This is a genomic window from Kineococcus vitellinus (assembly GCF_009906315.1).
Taxonomy (GTDB): domain Bacteria; phylum Actinomycetota; class Actinomycetes; order Actinomycetales; family Kineococcaceae; genus Kineococcus; species Kineococcus vitellinus.
Window position 1 is genome coordinate 12,864 of sequence record NZ_JAAALL010000020.1, and the last position, 14,884, is coordinate 27,747.

Here is a 14,884-nt window from a genome sequence, read left to right on the forward strand (position 1 = left end):
CAGCCCGGTGCACCCCGCCCCCACCGGGCGGCGGCTGCGCATCGCCATGGTCAGCGAGCACGCCAGCCCGCTGGCCGTCCTCGGCGGCGTCGACGCCGGGGGGCAGAACGTCCACGTCGCCGCCCTGGCCTCGGCGCTCGCCGACCGCGGCCACGAGGTCGTCGTGCACACCCGCCGCGACGACCCCGCGCTGCCCGAGCGCGTGGCGCTGCGCCCCGGCGTGCAGGTCGTGCACGTGGACGCCGGCCCGCCGGCACCCGTGGCCAAGGACGACCTGCCCGAGCACATGCCGCGCTTCAGCGAGCTGCTGCGCGAGGCGTGGAGCGCCGAGCGCCCCGACGTCGTGCACGCGCACTTCTGGATGTCCGGCACCGCGGCGCTGCCCGCGGCGCACGCGCTCGGCGTCCCCGTCGTGCAGACCTTCCACGCCCTGGGCAGCGTCAAGCGCCGCTACCAGGGCCCGGCGGACACCTCCCCGCCCCAGCGCCTGGACGCCGAGCGCGAGCTGGCGCGCGAGGCCGACCTCGTCATCGCCACCTGCCGCGACGAGGTCGCCGAGCTGCGCGCCGCGGGCTCCCCGCCGCGCAAGGTGCAGGTCGTGCCCTGCGGGGTGGACACCGCCCGCTTCGAGCGCCCCGCCGGGCGCGAGCTCGTCGGGCCGCGCCGGCCCGGCTGCCGCACCCGGCTGCTCAGCGTCGGGCGCCTGGTGCCCCGCAAGGGCGTCGAGGCCGCGGTGCGCGCGCTGGAGCTGCTGCCCGACGCCGAGCTGGTGATCGCCGGCGGGCCGGCCGCCCACGACCTCGACGGCGACCACGAGGCGGTGCGCCTGCAGAAGATCGCCGTCGAGCTGGGCATCTCCGACCGGGTGCGCCTGGTGGGCCGCGTCTCCCCCGACGACCTGCCCGACCTGCTGGCGAGCTCGGACGCGCTGCTGGCCACGCCCTGGTACGAGCCGTTCGGCATCGCCGTGCTGGAGGCGATGGCGGCCGGGCTGCCGGTCGTGGCCTCCGCGGTCGGCGGGATGCTCGACACCGTCCGCGACGGCGTCACGGGCCGCCTGGTGCCGGTCGACGCGGCGGGGCGCGTGGACCCCGCGGACCTGGCCGGTGCGGTGCGCTCCGTCGTCGACGACCCGCGCACCGCGCGGCGGATGGGCGAGGCGGGCCGGCAGGTGGCCCGCGACCGCTACGACTGGCGGCGGGTGGCCGCCTCGACGGAGTCCGCCTACGAGCTGCTGCTGGGCGAGGAGGGCACCGTGCAGAGCACGCGGGACTACATCCGCACCCACGTCCACGAGCTGGCCGGGGTGCTGCGCACGCTGGAGGCCGAGGGCGAGCGCATCGACCGCTGGGGCCGCGAGCTCGTCGACGTCGTCGACGGCGGCGGGCGCCTGCTCGTGGCCGGCAACGGCGGCAGCGCCGCCGAGGCCCAGCACCTGACCGCCGAGCTCGTCGGCCGCTTCATCGGCGAGCGCCGCCCGCTGTCGGCGATCGCCCTGCACGCGGAGACCTCCGCGGTGACCGCCATCGCCAACGACTACGGCACCGAGGAGGTCTTCGCGCGCCAGGTCGAGGCCCACGGGCGCCCCGGCGACCTGCTGCTGCTGCTGTCCACCAGCGGGCGCAGCCCGAACCTGCTGCGCGCCGCGGAGCGGGCGCGCGCCTGCGGGGTGCGGGTGTGGGCGCTGACCTCGACGGCCGCCAGCCCGCTGGGCGAGCTGGCCGACGACGTCCTGGGCTTCCCCGGCCCGTCGACGTCCGCGGTCCAGGAGGGCCACCTCATGGCGGTGCACGCGCTGTGCATCGCGGTGGAGGCGCACCTGCCGGCGTCCTCCACGCGCCGGCGCACCGTCGACCTGACGGCGCTGGAGAGCGGCGTGCAGCGGGAGGTGCCCGCGTGAGCGCACGCACCCGGCGGCACGTCGTCGTCGTCGGCGACGTGCTGCTCGACCGGGAGGTGCTGGGCGCCTCCACCCGGCTGGCGCCGGACGCCCCGGTGCCCGTCGTCGACGTCGAGGACGTGCGCGAGTCCCCCGGCGGGGCGGCGCTGACGGCGCTGCTGGCCTCCCTCGACGACGCGGTGCGGGTCACGCTCGTGGCACCGGTGGCCGAGGACGAGGCGGGCGCGCGGCTGCGCGAGCTGCTGCCGCGCGTGGAGGTCCTCGCCCTGCCCCACGCCGGCGGCACCCGCCGCAAGTCGCGGGTGCGCAGCGACGGGCAGGTGCTGCTGCGCCTGGACGACGGCGGCCCGGGGACCCCGGGGGACCTGTCGGGCGCCCTGGAGGGCGTGCGCGCGCTGCTGGCCTCCGCCGACGTCGTCCTCGTCTCCGACTACGGCGCCGGCACCACGCACGAGGCCTCGCTGCGCCGGCTGCTCACCGAGACCGCGCACCGGGTGCCGCTGGTGTGGGACCCGCACCCGCGCGGCGGCCGGCCGGTGCCCGGCTGCGCCCTGGTGACCCCCAACCGCGCCGAGGCGCGCGCCGCGCTGACCGCGCACCACCTGCACGCCCCCGGCGGCGCTCCCGGCTCCGACGCCGACCTGGCCGGTGAGCTGCGGACGCTGTGGAGCGCGGGTGCCGTGTGCGTCACGGTCGGCTCGGCGGGCGCCTACTGCGCGGCCGAGGGCAGCGAGGTGCTGCACCTGCCCGCGGTCGCGGCCTCCGGGGACCCCTGCGGCGCCGGTGACCGCTTCGCCGCCACCGCGGCCGTGCAGATCGCCCGCACCGGGGCGCTGACCCCGGCGCTGGGCCGCGCCGTCGAGGACGCCTCGGCGTGGGTGGCGGCGGGCGGCACGAACGGCTTCTTCGGCGCCGTCGAGCGCGCCGCGGCCGCGCCCGCCGGTGCCGCGGCCCCCGCGGGCGAGAGCGCCGCGCAGGTGGCCGCCCGGGTGCGCGCGGCGGGCGGCACGCTGGTGGCCACCGGCGGCTGCTTCGACGTCCTGCACGCCGGTCACGTCGGCTGCCTGGAGGCCGCCCGCGCCCTGGGCGACGCGCTGGTGGTGCTGGTGAACTCCGACGAGTCGGTGCGCCGGCTCAAGGGCCCGGGCCGGCCGGTGGTGGGCCAGCAGGACCGCGAGCGGGTGCTGCGCGCGCTCTCCAGCGTCGACGCGGTCGTGGTGTTCTCCGAGGACGACCCCCGCGCGGCGCTGGCGGAGCTGCGCCCCGATGTGTGGGCCAAGGGCGGCGACTACGGCGGCACCGAGCTGCCCGAGGCCGAGCTGATCCGCAGCTGGGGCGGGCGCGTGGTCCTGCTCCCCTACCTCGACGGGCGGTCGACCACGGGCATCCTCGCCGCGGGCGCCAGGTGAGGCGGCAGCTCGGCCCCGGCGACCTGCTGGTGCTGCGGGCGCTGGGCCTGGGCGACCTGCTCACCGGGGTCCCGGCGCTGCGCGGGCTGCGGCGGCGCTTCCCCGGGCGGACGCTGGTGCTGGCCGCACCGGCGGCCATCGGGGCCTTCCTGCGCGGGCGCGGCGTCGTCGACGAGGTCCTCGTCACCGACGGCCTGGCACCGCTGGGGGCCCGGGGCCGCGGCCACCTCGCCGTCGACCTGCACGGCAAGGGCCCCGAGAGCCGGCAGCTGCTGGCCGACACCGGTCCCGACGACCTGCTGGGCTTCGCGACGACGGGTCCGCGCGGCCCGTTCGAGGGTCCGCAGTGGGTGCGCCACGAGCACGAGGTGGCGCGCTGGTGCCGGCTCGTCGCGGCGTGGGGCGCGCAGTGCGGACCCGAGGACCTGCGCCTGCGCCCCCGGCGGGCGCAGGGGGGCGCGCCGCCCGCCGGCCCCGTCGTCGTCCACCCCGGTGCCGCCTTCGCCGCCCGCCGCTGGCCGGTGGAGCGGTGGGCGCTGGTCGTGGCCGACCTCGTCGGGCGGGGCCTGGAGGTCGTCGTGACCGGCACCGCCGCCGAGCGCCCCCTCGGGGCCGCGCTCGCCGCGGCCGGGGCCGTGGACCGCTGCGGCGCCTCCGACCTCGACGGTCTGGCCGACCTGGTCGCCGGTGCCCGGCTGGTGCTCTCCGGCGACACCGGCACGGCGCACCTGGCGACGGCGTTCGCGGTGCCGTCGGTGACGCTGTTCGGGCCCACCCCGCCGGCCTGGTGGGGTCCGGCGGTCGACGTCGACCTGCACCCGGTGCTCTGGCACGGGGACCCGGCCGCGCAGGACTACGTCGGCGACCCGCACGGCGCCGAGGTCGACCCGACGCTGGCGCTGATCGGCGTCGAGGAGGTCCTCGACGCCGCGCACGCCCAGCTCGGCGCGCACCGGCCCGCCGCGCGCCAGCCCGCCGCCCGCTGACCCGGTGCGGGTTCCGCTGTCGCAGCGGGCGCGGCTGCCGCACAGTGGTGGGGTGAGCACGCAGCACGCCCTGCCGGCCCTGCCGGCCCTGCTGGCCGCGGCCGTCGCCGCCGGCGCGTTCTCCGGGCTGCGCGGGGTGCGCCGGCGCCGGCGGGCCGTCCGCGACGACACGCTGCGCGTCGGGCAGGAGCGCGAGCTCGACCCCGGCAGCGCCGCGTTGCGCGCGGCGGGCCGCAACGCGTGGATGCGTCCCGGCGGCGGTTTCTGAGGTCCGCCGGTGCGCGGGCGGTCAGCCGGCCCGGCGCCGTCCCCGCACCCGCTGCTGCGGGGGGATGCGGTAGCGGATCAGCCGCGCGGAGTTGACGGCCACGAACACCGACGAGGCGTTGTGCGCGACGGCCGCCAGCACCGGTGAGAGCGCACCCGCCGCTCCCAGCGCCAGCCCGACGCCGTTGACGGCGATGGAGGCGCCGTAGTTCTGCCGGATCAGCGAGAGCGTGCGGTCGCCGAGGTCGCGCAGCTGCAGCAGCCGGCGCAGGTCGTCGCCCACGAGCGCCACGTCCGCGGTCTCCACCGCGACGTCGGTGCCGGCCATCCCCATCGCGATGCCGAGGTCGGCGAGCGCGAGGGCGGGGGCGTCGTTCGTGCCGTCGCCGACGACGGCCACGACGTACCCCTCGGCCTGCAGCGCGCGCACGACGTCCTGCTTGTCCTCGGGCATGACCTCGGCGCGCCACTCGTGGATCCCGAGCTCGGCGGCGACCGCGGCGGCCGTGGCGGGGTTGTCGCCGGTGAGCATGACGATGCGCTCGACCCCGCTGCGGCGCAACGCCTCCAGCACCTCGCGGGATTCGGCGCGGACCTCGTCGCGCAGGCTGACCAGACCGGTGAGCACCCCGTCGACGGCCAGCAGCAACGGGGTCTCGGCGGCCCGCTGCAACCGCTCGACCCAGCGCGCGGCGTGCTCGTCGACGGCCACGCCCTCGCGGCGCATGAGGCCGGGGCTGCCGACGAGCAGCACGCGGCCGTTGGCCTGCACGCGCATGCCCAGGCCCAGCAGGACCTCGCACTCCTCGTGGGGAGGGATGAGCAGGTGGCGCTCCTCGGTGGAGCGGATGACGGCCTGCGCGAGCGGGTGCTTGGAGTGCACCTCGGAGTTCGCCGCCTCGGACAGCACCTGCTCCGGCGTCCAGTCGTCGCGGAAGGAGAGCACGTTCGTCACGACGGGGCGGCCGACGGTGAGGGTCCCCGTCTTGTCGAACACGAACGCGTCGACGCGGCCGGCGGCCTCCAGGTGCGAACCGCCCTTGACGAGGATCCCCCGCCGGGCGCCGTTGCCGATCGCGGCGCTGATGGCGGTGGGCGTGGCGAGCCCCACCGCGCACGGGCAGGCGATGAGCAGCATCGTCATGGCGCGCCGCACGTCGCGGGTGAGCACGAGGGTGGCCAGCGCCAGGCCGAAGGAGGCGGGCACGAACCTGCGGCTGAACGCGTCGCCGACCGTCTGCACGGGCGCGCGGTCGGCCTGGGCGTGCTCGACGCGCTCGATGATGCGCCCGACGGCGGTGTCGGAACCGGTGGCGGTGGCGCGCACCACGAGCCGGCCGCGCAGGTTCACGCTGCCGGCCAGCACCGGGTGGCCGACGGTGCGCTGCACGGGCAGGTTCTCCCCCGTCAGCGCGGCCTGGTCGACGACGGCCTCGCCCTCGACGACCTCGCCGTCGACGGGGACGGTGGACTGCTCGAAGACGACGACGAGGTCGCCCACGCGCAGCTCCTCGAGGTCGACCTGCTCCTCGAGCACCACCTCGGCGCCGCCACCGTCGCGGTCGGCGGCGGGGACGGTGCGGCGCACCCAGGCGGTGCTCTCGCTGCCGGTGAGCAGGTCGGCGATGGCGCGGCGGGTGCGGCGCAGCGTGAGGTCCTGCAGGTACTCGCCGATGTTCAGCAGCCACAGCACGGTGAGGGCGACGACGTTCTCGCGCAGCAGCAGGCTCGCGACCGTGGCCGCGGAGACCAGCGCGTCGGTGCCGGCGCTGCGCCTGCCCACCAGGGAACCGACGGCGCCCTTGAGGAAGGGGTAGCCGGAGAAGACCGTCACGCCGGTGGCGACCAGCCGGGAGGTCGGCCCCAGCAGCGGCGGGCGCCCGAAGGCGTAGCGGCGCAGCCCGAGCAGGGCCAGCGCGGCGCCGCCGACGGCGATGCGCGCGACCTCCCCGTTGCCGACGTCGGCCGAGCGCGGCGTCCGCGAGGGCGCCGCGCCGGTGGGCACCCGTGCGCTGGAGGCGACCGCGGCCGCCATCTGCTCGACGGTCAGCCGCTCGGGGTCGAAGTGGACGACGACGCTGCCGGTGACCGGGTAGGCGCGGGCCAGCCTGATCCCGTCGAGGCGGTCCAGCGCCTCCTCGGCGGCGACCGCGCGGGCCGGGCTGCGCCGCAGCCACTCCGCCTGCAGCCGCAGGCGCCCGGCGGTCGCGGAGACGACCTCCAGCGGGGACAGCTCGAGCGTGCTCACGGGGTTCCCGGCTCCTCGGTGCTGCGGTCGGTGCTGCGGTCGGTGCTCAGTGCTCAGTGCCCGTGGTCGTGGCCGGCCTCGGGGGTGCGCGGCACGGGTGCCTGCTCCCCCAGCTCGTCGTAGGCCTGGGCGACGATGTCACCGGCCCCGAGGCGCCAGCGCTCCACGCTCGTCTCGGCGGCGCGCGAGGTGCGGATGCCGGCCTTGGCGCCGCTCACCGCGATCCGGCGCAGCGCCGCGGCGCCGCGGCCGTCGCCGACCGCCTTGACGATGCCGGCCGAGGCGGCGGCGGTGAGCACGAGACGGCCGAGCGGGGCGGCGATGGGCAGCACGGAGGACCTCCTGGTGAGACGGCTGTTCATTCCACCACGAGCCGCTCGTGCGGGACGTGGTGGTCGCGGGGGCCGAGCCAGGGCTCGAAACCGTCCTCGCCGCCGGGGGCGCCCGCACCGGCGAGCAGGGCCTCCAGCACCTCCTCGTGCGCTGCGGCCTCCTCCTCGCGGGTGGCGAGGACGTCGCGGAAGGCGCCGCGCACCCGCTCCCGCTCCTCCGGCTCGGTGCCGGTGAGCACGAGGTGGGTGCCGCGCTCGCCCGGGTACCACGCCCCGATCTCGCCGATGCTCAGCTGACCGCCGGCGCCGTCCCAGGCGCAGAGCGTCGAGGGGCGGCTGGTGAGGCGGAAGGTGCCGCGGGCGCGCAGGCGCCCGGCGCCGAGGTCCTCGACGCGCTCCAGCAGGCGGCCGGGGTGCAGGGTGCGCTCGGAGGTCAGCTCCAGCGTCCAGACGTCCGGGGTGTCGGGGACCGGCGCGCGGCGCGCGGTACGCGGGTCCGCGCGGGCGGCGGTGCGGCCGGCGCCGCCCAGCGGGGCCGCCAGCTGCGCCCCGCCCACCCGCTGCAGGGCCAGCACCGGCACCGACGGCCCGCGCAGGTGGGCCAGCAGGGTGCGGGTGCGCTCGTCGGGGTCGCCGTCGAGCACGACGAGGTCGGCCTCCTCGAGCTGCTGGGCCAGCGCCTCGCCGACGGCGCGGTCGTCGGCGCCGTCGAGGGCGAGGCCGCGCTCGGACAGCAGCGCGTCGCCGAGCAGGTCCTCGGCGAGGTCGGCGGCGCAGGCGGCGGTGACGACGCCGCGCACGACGACGGCACCGGCCAGCTGCTCGTCGACGCACAGCGCCGCGACGAGCGGGGTCGGGTCCGCGCCGACGGGCAGGGCCAGCACGAGCGAGGACCAGCGCCCGCCGGCCGCGATCGCCGCGACGGTCGGCAGGACGTCCTCGCGCTGGGCGCAGCCCGGGCAGGCGTGCTCGAGCGGGACGACGACGTCCTCCAGGACACCGCCGAGGTCGCTCACCACGCGCCGCAGCCCGTCGCCGGACCCGAGGTCGTAGCGCAGCACGACCGCGCCGGGGACGTCGACGAGCACGGCGGCCGTCGCCAGGTCGCGCGGGAGCGGGTCGACGGACGTCACGACGGTGACGGGCAGGACGGGGGACACGCACACCTCCACATGAGAAAGGTTCTCGACTACGGTGAGGCTAGCAGTGCCGCCGACACCAGGGAGACACCGTGCCCGCACACCCCGAGAACCCCGCCGCGCACCCGCCCGCACCGCGCGGCTGGGTGCTCGTCCCGGCCGGCGAACCCGGCCTGCTGCACCGCATGCGCCTCGTCGTGCGGAACTCCGAGGGCCTCGTCCTCGTGCAACTGGCACCGGGGGCGGCCGTGCCGGCCCGCGCCTGCCTGGGGATCGGGCTGGAGTTCGCCTGGAGCACACCGCGCCTGGGTCAGCTGGTGTGGTTCCGCGACCTCACGGCGGCCGAGGTCGGCCTGGTGCAGCAGTGGCTCGCGGGGCCCGCGCACGCGCTCGTCGACCCGCCCGCCGCGCTGCACCACCGCATCGCGGCGGCGCAGCGGGCGCCGGTCCAGGCGCGGCCGCAGATCGCTTGATGAGAACGGTTGTCGATAGTACGGTGCTCGTCAACCACACGGAAGGACCACGCATGTCAGCGCGCTGCCAGGTCACCGGGGCCGTCCCCGGTTTCGGCAAGTCCGTCTCGCACTCGCACCGGCGCACCAACCGCCGCTTCGACCCCAACGTCCAGCGCAAGAAGTGGTTCGTGCCCTCGCCGGGGCGCACGGTGACGCTGACCGTCTCCGCGCGGGGCATCAAGACCGTGGACAGGCGCGGCATCGAGTCCGTCGTCGCGGAGCTGCGCCGGCGGGGGGAGAGGTTCTGATGGCCAGGACCCAGGACGTGCGCCCGGTCGTCGAGCTCCGCTCCACCGCGGGCACCGGCTACACCTACGTCACGCGCAAGAACCGCCGCAACGACCCCGACCGGATGGTCGTGCGCAAGTACGACCCGGTGGTCCGCCGGCACGTCGACTTCCGCGAGGAGCGCTGACCGTGGCCAAGAAGAGCAAGATCGCCAAGAACGAGCAGCGCAAGCTCGTCGTCGCCCGCCACGCCGAGCGGCGCGCCGAGCTCAAGCGGGCCGCCGTCGACGTCAGCGCCGACGAGGACTCGCGCGCCGCCGCCCGGCTGGCGCTGCAGCGGCTGCCGCGCGACGCCAGCCCCACCCGCGTGCGCAACCGCGACGCGGTCGACGGCAGGCCCCGCGGCACCCTGCGCACCTTCGGGATCTCCCGCATCCGCCTGCGCGAGATGGCCCACGCCGGGGAACTGCCCGGTGTCACGAAGTCGAGCTGGTGAGGAGCCGCACGTGAAGGTCAGGAAGTCGCTGAAGAGCCTGAAGCAGAAGGAGGGCTCCATCGTCGTGCGCCGCCACGGCAAGGTGTTCGTCGTCAACAAGCGCAACCCGCGCTGGAAGGCCCGCCAGGGCTGAGGGGCCGCCCGCGCGCCGGCACCGGGGACGGCTCCACCTGGCGCCGCGCCTCCGCAGCGCCCAGGATGCCGGGGACGGCCCTCCCCCGGACGAGACGAGGAACCTCGTGGCGCTGCGCAGCATCGGCCTGGTCGTCCACGGCGGCAAGGAGGTCGCCCGCGACAGCGCGGCGAGCCTGCGGCGGTGGGCGGGCGAGCGCGGCGTGCAGGTGGCCGAGTTCGACGTGTGGGCCGCCGAGGGCGGGCGCGAGTCCGTGCGTGCCCAGGTGGAGGCCGCCGAGCCGATGGACCTGGTGGTCACCGTCGGCGGCGACGGGACGTTCCTGCGCGGCGTGCAGGTGGCCCAGGTGGCGGACGTCCCGGTCCTGGGCGTCGACGTCGGGCGGGTGGGCTTCCTCACGGAGGTGCTGCCCGAGCAGCTGCTGGAGGCGCTGGCCGTCTTCGAGGCCGGCGAGGCGGTCCTGGAGGAACGGCTGACGGTGACGGCGCGCGCCAGCCGCCCGCTGCAGGTGCCCGCCGAGCTGGAGACCCTGCTGCGCTACGGCCGGGGCCCGATGCTGCCGCCGCCGGCGGTGCACCACGGCGACGCCGAGGACGTCGGCTGGGGCGTCGAGGTGGACCTCACCGCGCTCAACGACGTGGTGTTCGAGAAGCTCAGCCGCGACCGGCAGGCCAGCCTGGGCGTCTACGTCGGCCACCGGCTGTTCATGTCCTACTCCGCCGACGCCGTGGTCGTCTCCACCCCCACGGGGTCGACGGCGTACTCCTTCGCCGCGGGCGGGCCGGTCCTCTCCCCGCGAGCGCAGGCGCTGGTGTTCACCCCGGTGGCCCCGCACATGGTGTTCGACCGCAGCTTCGTGGTCGCCGCGGACGAGGTGATCTCGGTGCGGGTGCTGGAGCGCAGCGGGCGCGTGTCGATGTCGGTGGACGGGCAGATCCGCGGCGTCCTGGACCCCGGGGACTGGGTGGCGGTGCACGCCCGCCCGTGGCGGGTGCAGCTGGTGCGGCTGAAGAACCCCGACTTCTACGGCCGGGTCCGCCAGCGCCTGGGCCTCACCGACGCCGCGGCCGCCGTGGCGGACGGGCGGCTGCCCCCGCTGTACCTGCCGAGCACACCGCGGCCGGCGAGCATGGCGCACCTGCACCTGCCGGTCGTGGACCCCGAGGGCGACTGAGCGCGCCGGACGGGACGCCGCCGGCCGGCGGCTCAGCCCCGCTGCGTCTCGTCGTAGCGGTCGCCGACCCGCACGCTGTCGTAGACGTCCTCGGCGACGGTGAACTCCACGGTGGAACCGTCGTCGGTCTCGACGGTGAGCTCCCACTCCTCCGGGTCGTGGCGGGTGGTCGGCACGCTCCTGCACTTCTCCTCGGCGCCGGAACCGGTGCACTTCCTCGTCGTGGTGCGCTCGGTCTCGGCGGCCTCGTGCTCCTTGGCGGTGACGGTGCCCACGACGGGTTCTCCGCAGGCGCTGAGGGCGAGGGCGGCGGCGGCGAGCAGCGCGGCGGCACTCGCGCGGTGGTGGATCACTGCAGGGCTCCCGGGTCGGGTGGTCGGGTGGTCGGGACCGCAGGACGGTAGCCGCTCCACCGCCGGGCCGTCCGGGGTTTTCCTGCCGCCTGCGCGTGCTGGAGCATCGGGGGGTGGCGACCCCTCCCCGACCCCCCGCTGACGGGCCCGCGGTGCTGCTGGCGGTCGACGCGGGCGGGACGAGCACCCGCGCCCTCGTCGCCACGGTGGACGGGCGGTGCCTGGGCACCGCCGTCGCGGGCGCCGGGAACCCCCGCGCCGCAGGGGCGGAGCGCGCCCTGCGCTCGCTGTCCACCGCCTCGCGGGAGGCGCTGGCGGCGGCCGGGGTGCCCGCGCGGCGGGTGCGGGTGGCGGTCGTCGCGATGGCCGGCTCGGAGGACGGGGTCCGCACCGCCGACCTCGCCCGCGCCCTCGGCGTGGCCGGCGAGCGGGTCCACCGCGTCTCGGACCTGCTGGCGATGTTCTGCTCCGGCGCGCTCGAACCCGCCGGCGCGGCCCTCGTCGCCGGCACCGGCTCGGTGGCGGCCCGCGTCGAGGGGCGGCGGCCGGTGCGCCTGGTCGGCGGCAGCGGCTGGCTCCTCGGCGACGCGGGGTCGGGGTTCTGGACCGGCCGGCGGGTGGCCCGCGCCGCGGTCGCGGCGCTGGACGGGAGCGGCCCGCCGACGGCGCTGGCCGGCGCCCTCGTCGCCGAGCTGGGCCTCGACGGCGACCCGAGCGGCGACCCGAACGGCGACGCGAACGGCGACCCGAGCGACGAACCGCCCCGCGCGGGGCTGCGCCCGCAGGTGCTCGTGCGCGTGCTGGAGGCCCTGCACGGCGGCGACCCGCTGCGGCTGGCGCGGTTGGCGCCGCTGGCCTTCCGCCTGGCTCCCCGCGACCCCCTCGCCGCCGACCTCGTGCGCTCGGTGCACGATGCGCTGGCCCGGCTCGTCGACGCCGTCGCCGGCCCGGGCCCGCTGGTGGCCGGCGGCGGCCTCTGGCGCCACGGCGTCCTCGGCTCGCCGCTGCCGCTGTCGCAGCCGCTGGCGCAGGCGCTGGAGGGGGTGCAGCTGCGCTCGGCCGACGACGGCCTGCTGGGCGCGGCCGTGCTGGCGGTGCGGGCGCTGGGGCTGCGGGACGAGGCCGTCGCGGCCGCCGCGCAGCGCCTGCGGGACACCGCGAGCACCCCGCCGGCGGCGGCGGGAACCCCGACCACCGGCGGGGATCGCTAGTCTCGCGCTCCCACCAGCGAAGGAGCACCAATGACCGACGACCACGCCGCCCTGCTCGCGTCCCTGCAGCAGCAGGAGGCGGACCTCGTCTTCCCCCGCTTCGACAACCTCACCGCCTGGCGGCTGGGCACCGCGATCGCCGAGCGGGCGCTGGCCGACGGCCTGCCGGTCGCCGTCGCGGTGCGCCGCAACGGACAGCGCCTGTTCCACGTGGGGCTGCCGGGCTCCTCGGCCGACAACGACGTCTGGCTGGAGCGGAAGATGGCGGTCGTCGACCTCTACGGCGCCTCCTCCTACCTCGTCGGCACGCGGTTCCGGGTGGCCGGCGGCCACTTCGACACCGACTCGCGCCTGGACACCCAGCGCTTCGCCGCCCACGGCGGCGCCTTCCCGGTGCTGGTCCGCGGGGTCGGGTGCGTGGGCTCGGTCGCCGTCTCCGGGTTGCCCGAGGCCGAGGACCACCGCGTCGTCGTGGCGGGCATCGAGGCGTTCCTGGCGACGCTGCACGGCTGAGCCCGGTTCGAAGGAGGGCGGCGCCACCGCTGACCGGTTCCCCGCGGGAACCGGTCTCCGGTGGCGCCGAGGCGGTGGCCGTGATCCTCTGGGTCTGCAGGACGCGTCGGCGCAGCACTCAGCCGGCAGCGCCTGCGACGAGCGCCCACCCCGGCGCCGGCCTCGAGCAGCGGGGCGACAGGCCCACCCGCGGACGCACCGCGCCCCTGGTGGCCACCCCTGCGGCTCCCCAGGCCGATGACCGGCCGGGAACCTCGCGCTCCACCACCTCGACGAAGGGCTCCACCATGGCCACGGCCAACTCGCAGGACCTGCACGTCCACCACGACACCCGCCGCGCGCGCACGACCGGCCTCGGCGTCGCCGCCGCCGGTGTCGTGCTCTTCAACGTCTCCCCGTTCCTGGACTGGGTGCGCTTCGACGGCACGCAGGAGGGCCGCGTCGGCTACGAGACCGACTCGCTGGTCCCCTTCACCGCCTACCTCGGCCTGGGCCTGCTGGTCGCGATGGCCTACGCCGCCAAGCGCGCCCGCCGCGGCCAGCACCGCGGGCTGAGCCTGGTCTCGATGGCGGTCGGCCTGGCCGCCACGCTGCACGCCATCGCCTTCGCCCTGCACCCCATGGGCGGCCTGGAGCGCGGTGACGGCCTCGTCCCGCAGATCGGCGTGTACGTCGCGATCATCGGTGCGGCCGTCTGGGCGATCGGTTCGGGCCTGCTGGCCAAGGAGGTCGAGGGCGACGACGAGCGCCACGACGCGGGTGCGCTGCACCAGCGCTGACCCCCTCCGACGACGGCCGGGCACCCGCGGGTGCCCGGCCGTCGTCGTGCGCCCGGTCCACCACCGACCCGCCGCGCGGCGGCCCGTCGTGCGATCGTCTCGTCGTGACGACGGCCGGGAGCGCGCGGCGGACGGCGGCGCGGCACGCGGCAGGCGCGGCGGCGGCCGACCCCCGGGTCACCGGGGCCTTCCTCACGGGTTCCGTCCTCGCCGCCGCCGACGGCGACGTCCTGGGACCCGGCTCCGACGTCGACGTGGTCCTCGTCGTCGACGCGGCGCGAGCGCCCCGCGGACCCGGGAAGTCCCGCGTCGACGGGGTCCTGCTCGACGTGTCGTGCCTGCGGGCCGCCGACCTGGCCGACGTCGCCGCCGTCCGCCGCACGCACTGGCTCGCCCCCTCGTTCGCGGGCCCGGAACCCCTGCTGGACCCGGCGGGGGCGCTGGCCCGGGTGCGGGCGGCGGTCGCCCCGACGTTCGCGGACCCGCCCGACGTGCTCGCGCGGTGCGAGGACGTCCTGCGGCGCAGCAGGTCCCGGCTGGACGCCGTGATCGGCGCCGGCACTGCGGGGGGTGCGTCCACGGCCGAGCAGGTCCTGTCGTGGGTGTTCCCCGCGAGCCTGCTGACGCAGGTGCCGCTGGTCGCCGCGCTGGAACCGCCGACGGTGCGGCGCCGCTACGCCGCCGCCGGCGCGGTGCTGCGCCGCCGCGGGCACGCCGACCTCGCCGAGCGGCTCCTGGACGACCTGGGGTGCGCGGACGTCGGGGCGGGCAGCGTGCGCGAGGCCCTGGCGGTGGTGCGCGGGGCCCTGCAGCGGGTGCGGACACCGGTGCCGCGGGAGTTCGCGTTCGCCGCGGACCTGGAACCCGACGCCCACCCCGTCGTGCTGGAGGGGACGGCCGGGCTGCTGGCGGCCGGGCTGCACAGGGAGGCGGTGTTCTGGCTCGTCGTCACGGCCGCCCGCCTCCAGCAGGTGTCGGGCGGGCCGGAGCGCTGGTTCCGGGACCTGCTCGCCGAGCTCACCGGGATCGGCGCTCCCGCGGACGTGGTCGCGCGCGCGCGGCGGGCGCTGCGCACCGCGGAGCGGGTGGAGCGGGTCGGCGCCGCCCTCGTGCGGCAGCGCTGACGCCGGGCGGGTCAGGCGGGGTGGAACTCCGCGCGCGGTGGCAGGGCCGCCGGGAACGAGGTGGTGGGCGGGACGAGG

General features: G+C 77.5%; 18 protein-coding genes and 1 pseudogene. 15 read left to right on the top strand and 4 right to left on the bottom strand.

Going from position 1 to position 14,884, the window contains the following annotated elements:
- Positions 1 to 34 precede the first annotated feature (34 nt).
- From GTQ99_RS27450 to GTQ99_RS03550, 5 genes and pseudogenes are all read left to right on the top strand, one after another.
- Positions 35 to 1,255: pseudogene (locus GTQ99_RS27450) on the top strand (glycosyltransferase); the annotation flags it as partial.
- 51 nt (positions 1,256 to 1,306) lie between these two features.
- Positions 1,307 to 1,900 (top strand): D-sedoheptulose-7-phosphate isomerase, encoded by a 594-nt coding sequence (locus GTQ99_RS27455; RefSeq protein ID WP_420814505.1) that lies wholly within the window; start codon positions 1,307 to 1,309, stop codon positions 1,898 to 1,900.
- Positions 1,897 to 3,309 (top strand): PfkB family carbohydrate kinase, encoded by a 1,413-nt coding sequence (locus GTQ99_RS26585; RefSeq protein ID WP_166614360.1) that lies wholly within the window; start codon positions 1,897 to 1,899, stop codon positions 3,307 to 3,309. The genes GTQ99_RS27455 and GTQ99_RS26585 overlap by 4 nt, the downstream gene beginning before the upstream one ends.
- Positions 3,306 to 4,295 carry a glycosyltransferase family 9 protein gene (locus GTQ99_RS03545; RefSeq protein ID WP_166614361.1) on the top strand — a complete coding sequence of 330 codons (990 nt, stop codon included), beginning with the start codon at positions 3,306 to 3,308 and terminating at the stop codon, positions 4,293 to 4,295. The genes GTQ99_RS26585 and GTQ99_RS03545 overlap by 4 nt, the downstream gene beginning before the upstream one ends.
- Positions 4,296 to 4,347: 52 nt before the next feature.
- Positions 4,348 to 4,563, top strand: coding sequence for a hypothetical protein (locus GTQ99_RS03550; RefSeq protein WP_166614362.1), 216 nt, complete (start codon positions 4,348 to 4,350; stop codon positions 4,561 to 4,563).
- A 21-nt stretch (positions 4,564 to 4,584) separates the two neighbouring features.
- On the opposite strand, the gene GTQ99_RS03555 is transcribed toward GTQ99_RS03550, so the two are convergent.
- From GTQ99_RS03555 to GTQ99_RS26590, 3 genes are read right to left on the bottom strand one after another with little or no spacing between them, the layout of a single operon-like run.
- Complete coding sequence (locus tag GTQ99_RS03555) at positions 4,585 to 6,810, bottom strand: heavy metal translocating P-type ATPase (RefSeq protein WP_338074692.1); 2,226 nt, start codon at positions 6,808 to 6,810, stop codon at positions 4,585 to 4,587.
- A gap of 53 nt (positions 6,811 to 6,863) precedes the next feature.
- Positions 6,864 to 7,142: a DUF1490 family protein gene (locus GTQ99_RS03560; RefSeq protein WP_166614363.1), complete on the bottom strand. Its 279-nt coding sequence runs from the start codon at positions 7,140 to 7,142 to the stop codon at positions 6,864 to 6,866.
- 26 nt (positions 7,143 to 7,168) lie between these two features.
- The gene (locus GTQ99_RS26590; RefSeq protein WP_166614364.1) at positions 7,169 to 8,302 is read right to left on the bottom strand and encodes a GTP-binding protein; all 1,134 of its coding nucleotides are present in this window, start codon (positions 8,300 to 8,302) and stop codon (positions 7,169 to 7,171) included.
- A 71-nt stretch (positions 8,303 to 8,373) separates the two neighbouring features.
- On the opposite strand from GTQ99_RS26590, the gene GTQ99_RS03570 reads away from it, so the two are divergent.
- From GTQ99_RS03570 to GTQ99_RS03595, 6 genes are all read left to right on the top strand, one after another.
- The gene (locus tag GTQ99_RS03570; RefSeq protein ID WP_166614365.1) at positions 8,374 to 8,754 is read left to right on the top strand and encodes a hypothetical protein; all 381 of its coding nucleotides are present in this window, start codon (positions 8,374 to 8,376) and stop codon (positions 8,752 to 8,754) included.
- Between the two features lie 53 nt (positions 8,755 to 8,807).
- Positions 8,808 to 9,044: a 50S ribosomal protein L28 gene (gene rpmB / locus GTQ99_RS03575; RefSeq protein WP_166614366.1), complete on the top strand. Its 237-nt coding sequence runs from the start codon at positions 8,808 to 8,810 to the stop codon at positions 9,042 to 9,044.
- Complete coding sequence (gene rpmG / locus GTQ99_RS03580) at positions 9,044 to 9,211, top strand: 50S ribosomal protein L33 (protein ID WP_166614367.1); 168 nt, start codon at positions 9,044 to 9,046, stop codon at positions 9,209 to 9,211. The genes rpmB and rpmG overlap by 1 nt, the downstream gene beginning before the upstream one ends.
- A 2-nt stretch (positions 9,212 to 9,213) precedes the next feature.
- Positions 9,214 to 9,519 (top strand): 30S ribosomal protein S14, encoded by a 306-nt coding sequence (gene rpsN, locus GTQ99_RS03585; RefSeq protein ID WP_166614368.1) that lies wholly within the window; start codon positions 9,214 to 9,216, stop codon positions 9,517 to 9,519.
- A gap of 10 nt (positions 9,520 to 9,529) precedes the next feature.
- Positions 9,530 to 9,652 carry a type B 50S ribosomal protein L36 gene (gene ykgO / locus GTQ99_RS03590; RefSeq protein ID WP_166614369.1) on the top strand — a complete coding sequence of 41 codons (123 nt, stop codon included), beginning with the start codon at positions 9,530 to 9,532 and terminating at the stop codon, positions 9,650 to 9,652.
- Between the two features lie 106 nt (positions 9,653 to 9,758).
- Positions 9,759 to 10,826 (top strand): NAD(+)/NADH kinase, encoded by a 1,068-nt coding sequence (locus GTQ99_RS03595; RefSeq protein ID WP_166614370.1) that lies wholly within the window; start codon positions 9,759 to 9,761, stop codon positions 10,824 to 10,826.
- 32 nt (positions 10,827 to 10,858) lie between these two features.
- Here the strand turns inward: GTQ99_RS03595 and GTQ99_RS03600 are convergent, their stop codons facing one another.
- Complete coding sequence (locus GTQ99_RS03600; RefSeq protein WP_166614371.1) at positions 10,859 to 11,179, bottom strand: DUF7489 domain-containing protein; 321 nt, start codon at positions 11,177 to 11,179, stop codon at positions 10,859 to 10,861.
- Between the two features lie 113 nt (positions 11,180 to 11,292).
- On the opposite strand from GTQ99_RS03600, the gene GTQ99_RS03605 reads away from it, so the two are divergent.
- The 4 genes from GTQ99_RS03605 (at position 11,293) to GTQ99_RS03620 (ending at position 14,806) form a co-directional block, all read left to right on the top strand.
- Positions 11,293 to 12,390, top strand: a complete 1,098-nt coding sequence (locus tag GTQ99_RS03605; protein ID WP_166614372.1) for a BadF/BadG/BcrA/BcrD ATPase family protein — start codon at positions 11,293 to 11,295, stop codon at positions 12,388 to 12,390.
- A gap of 30 nt (positions 12,391 to 12,420) precedes the next feature.
- A complete protein-coding gene (locus GTQ99_RS03610) occupies positions 12,421 to 12,903 on the top strand; it encodes a heme-degrading domain-containing protein (RefSeq protein WP_166614373.1) in 483 nt (160 codons plus the stop codon).
- Between the two features lie 209 nt (positions 12,904 to 13,112).
- Positions 13,113 to 13,682 carry a hypothetical protein gene (locus GTQ99_RS03615; RefSeq protein ID WP_166614374.1) on the top strand — a complete coding sequence of 190 codons (570 nt, stop codon included), beginning with the start codon at positions 13,113 to 13,115 and terminating at the stop codon, positions 13,680 to 13,682.
- A gap of 104 nt (positions 13,683 to 13,786) precedes the next feature.
- Positions 13,787 to 14,806, top strand: coding sequence for a hypothetical protein (locus GTQ99_RS03620; RefSeq protein ID WP_166614375.1), 1,020 nt, complete (start codon positions 13,787 to 13,789; stop codon positions 14,804 to 14,806).
- Positions 14,807 to 14,884: the final 78 nt, after the last annotated feature.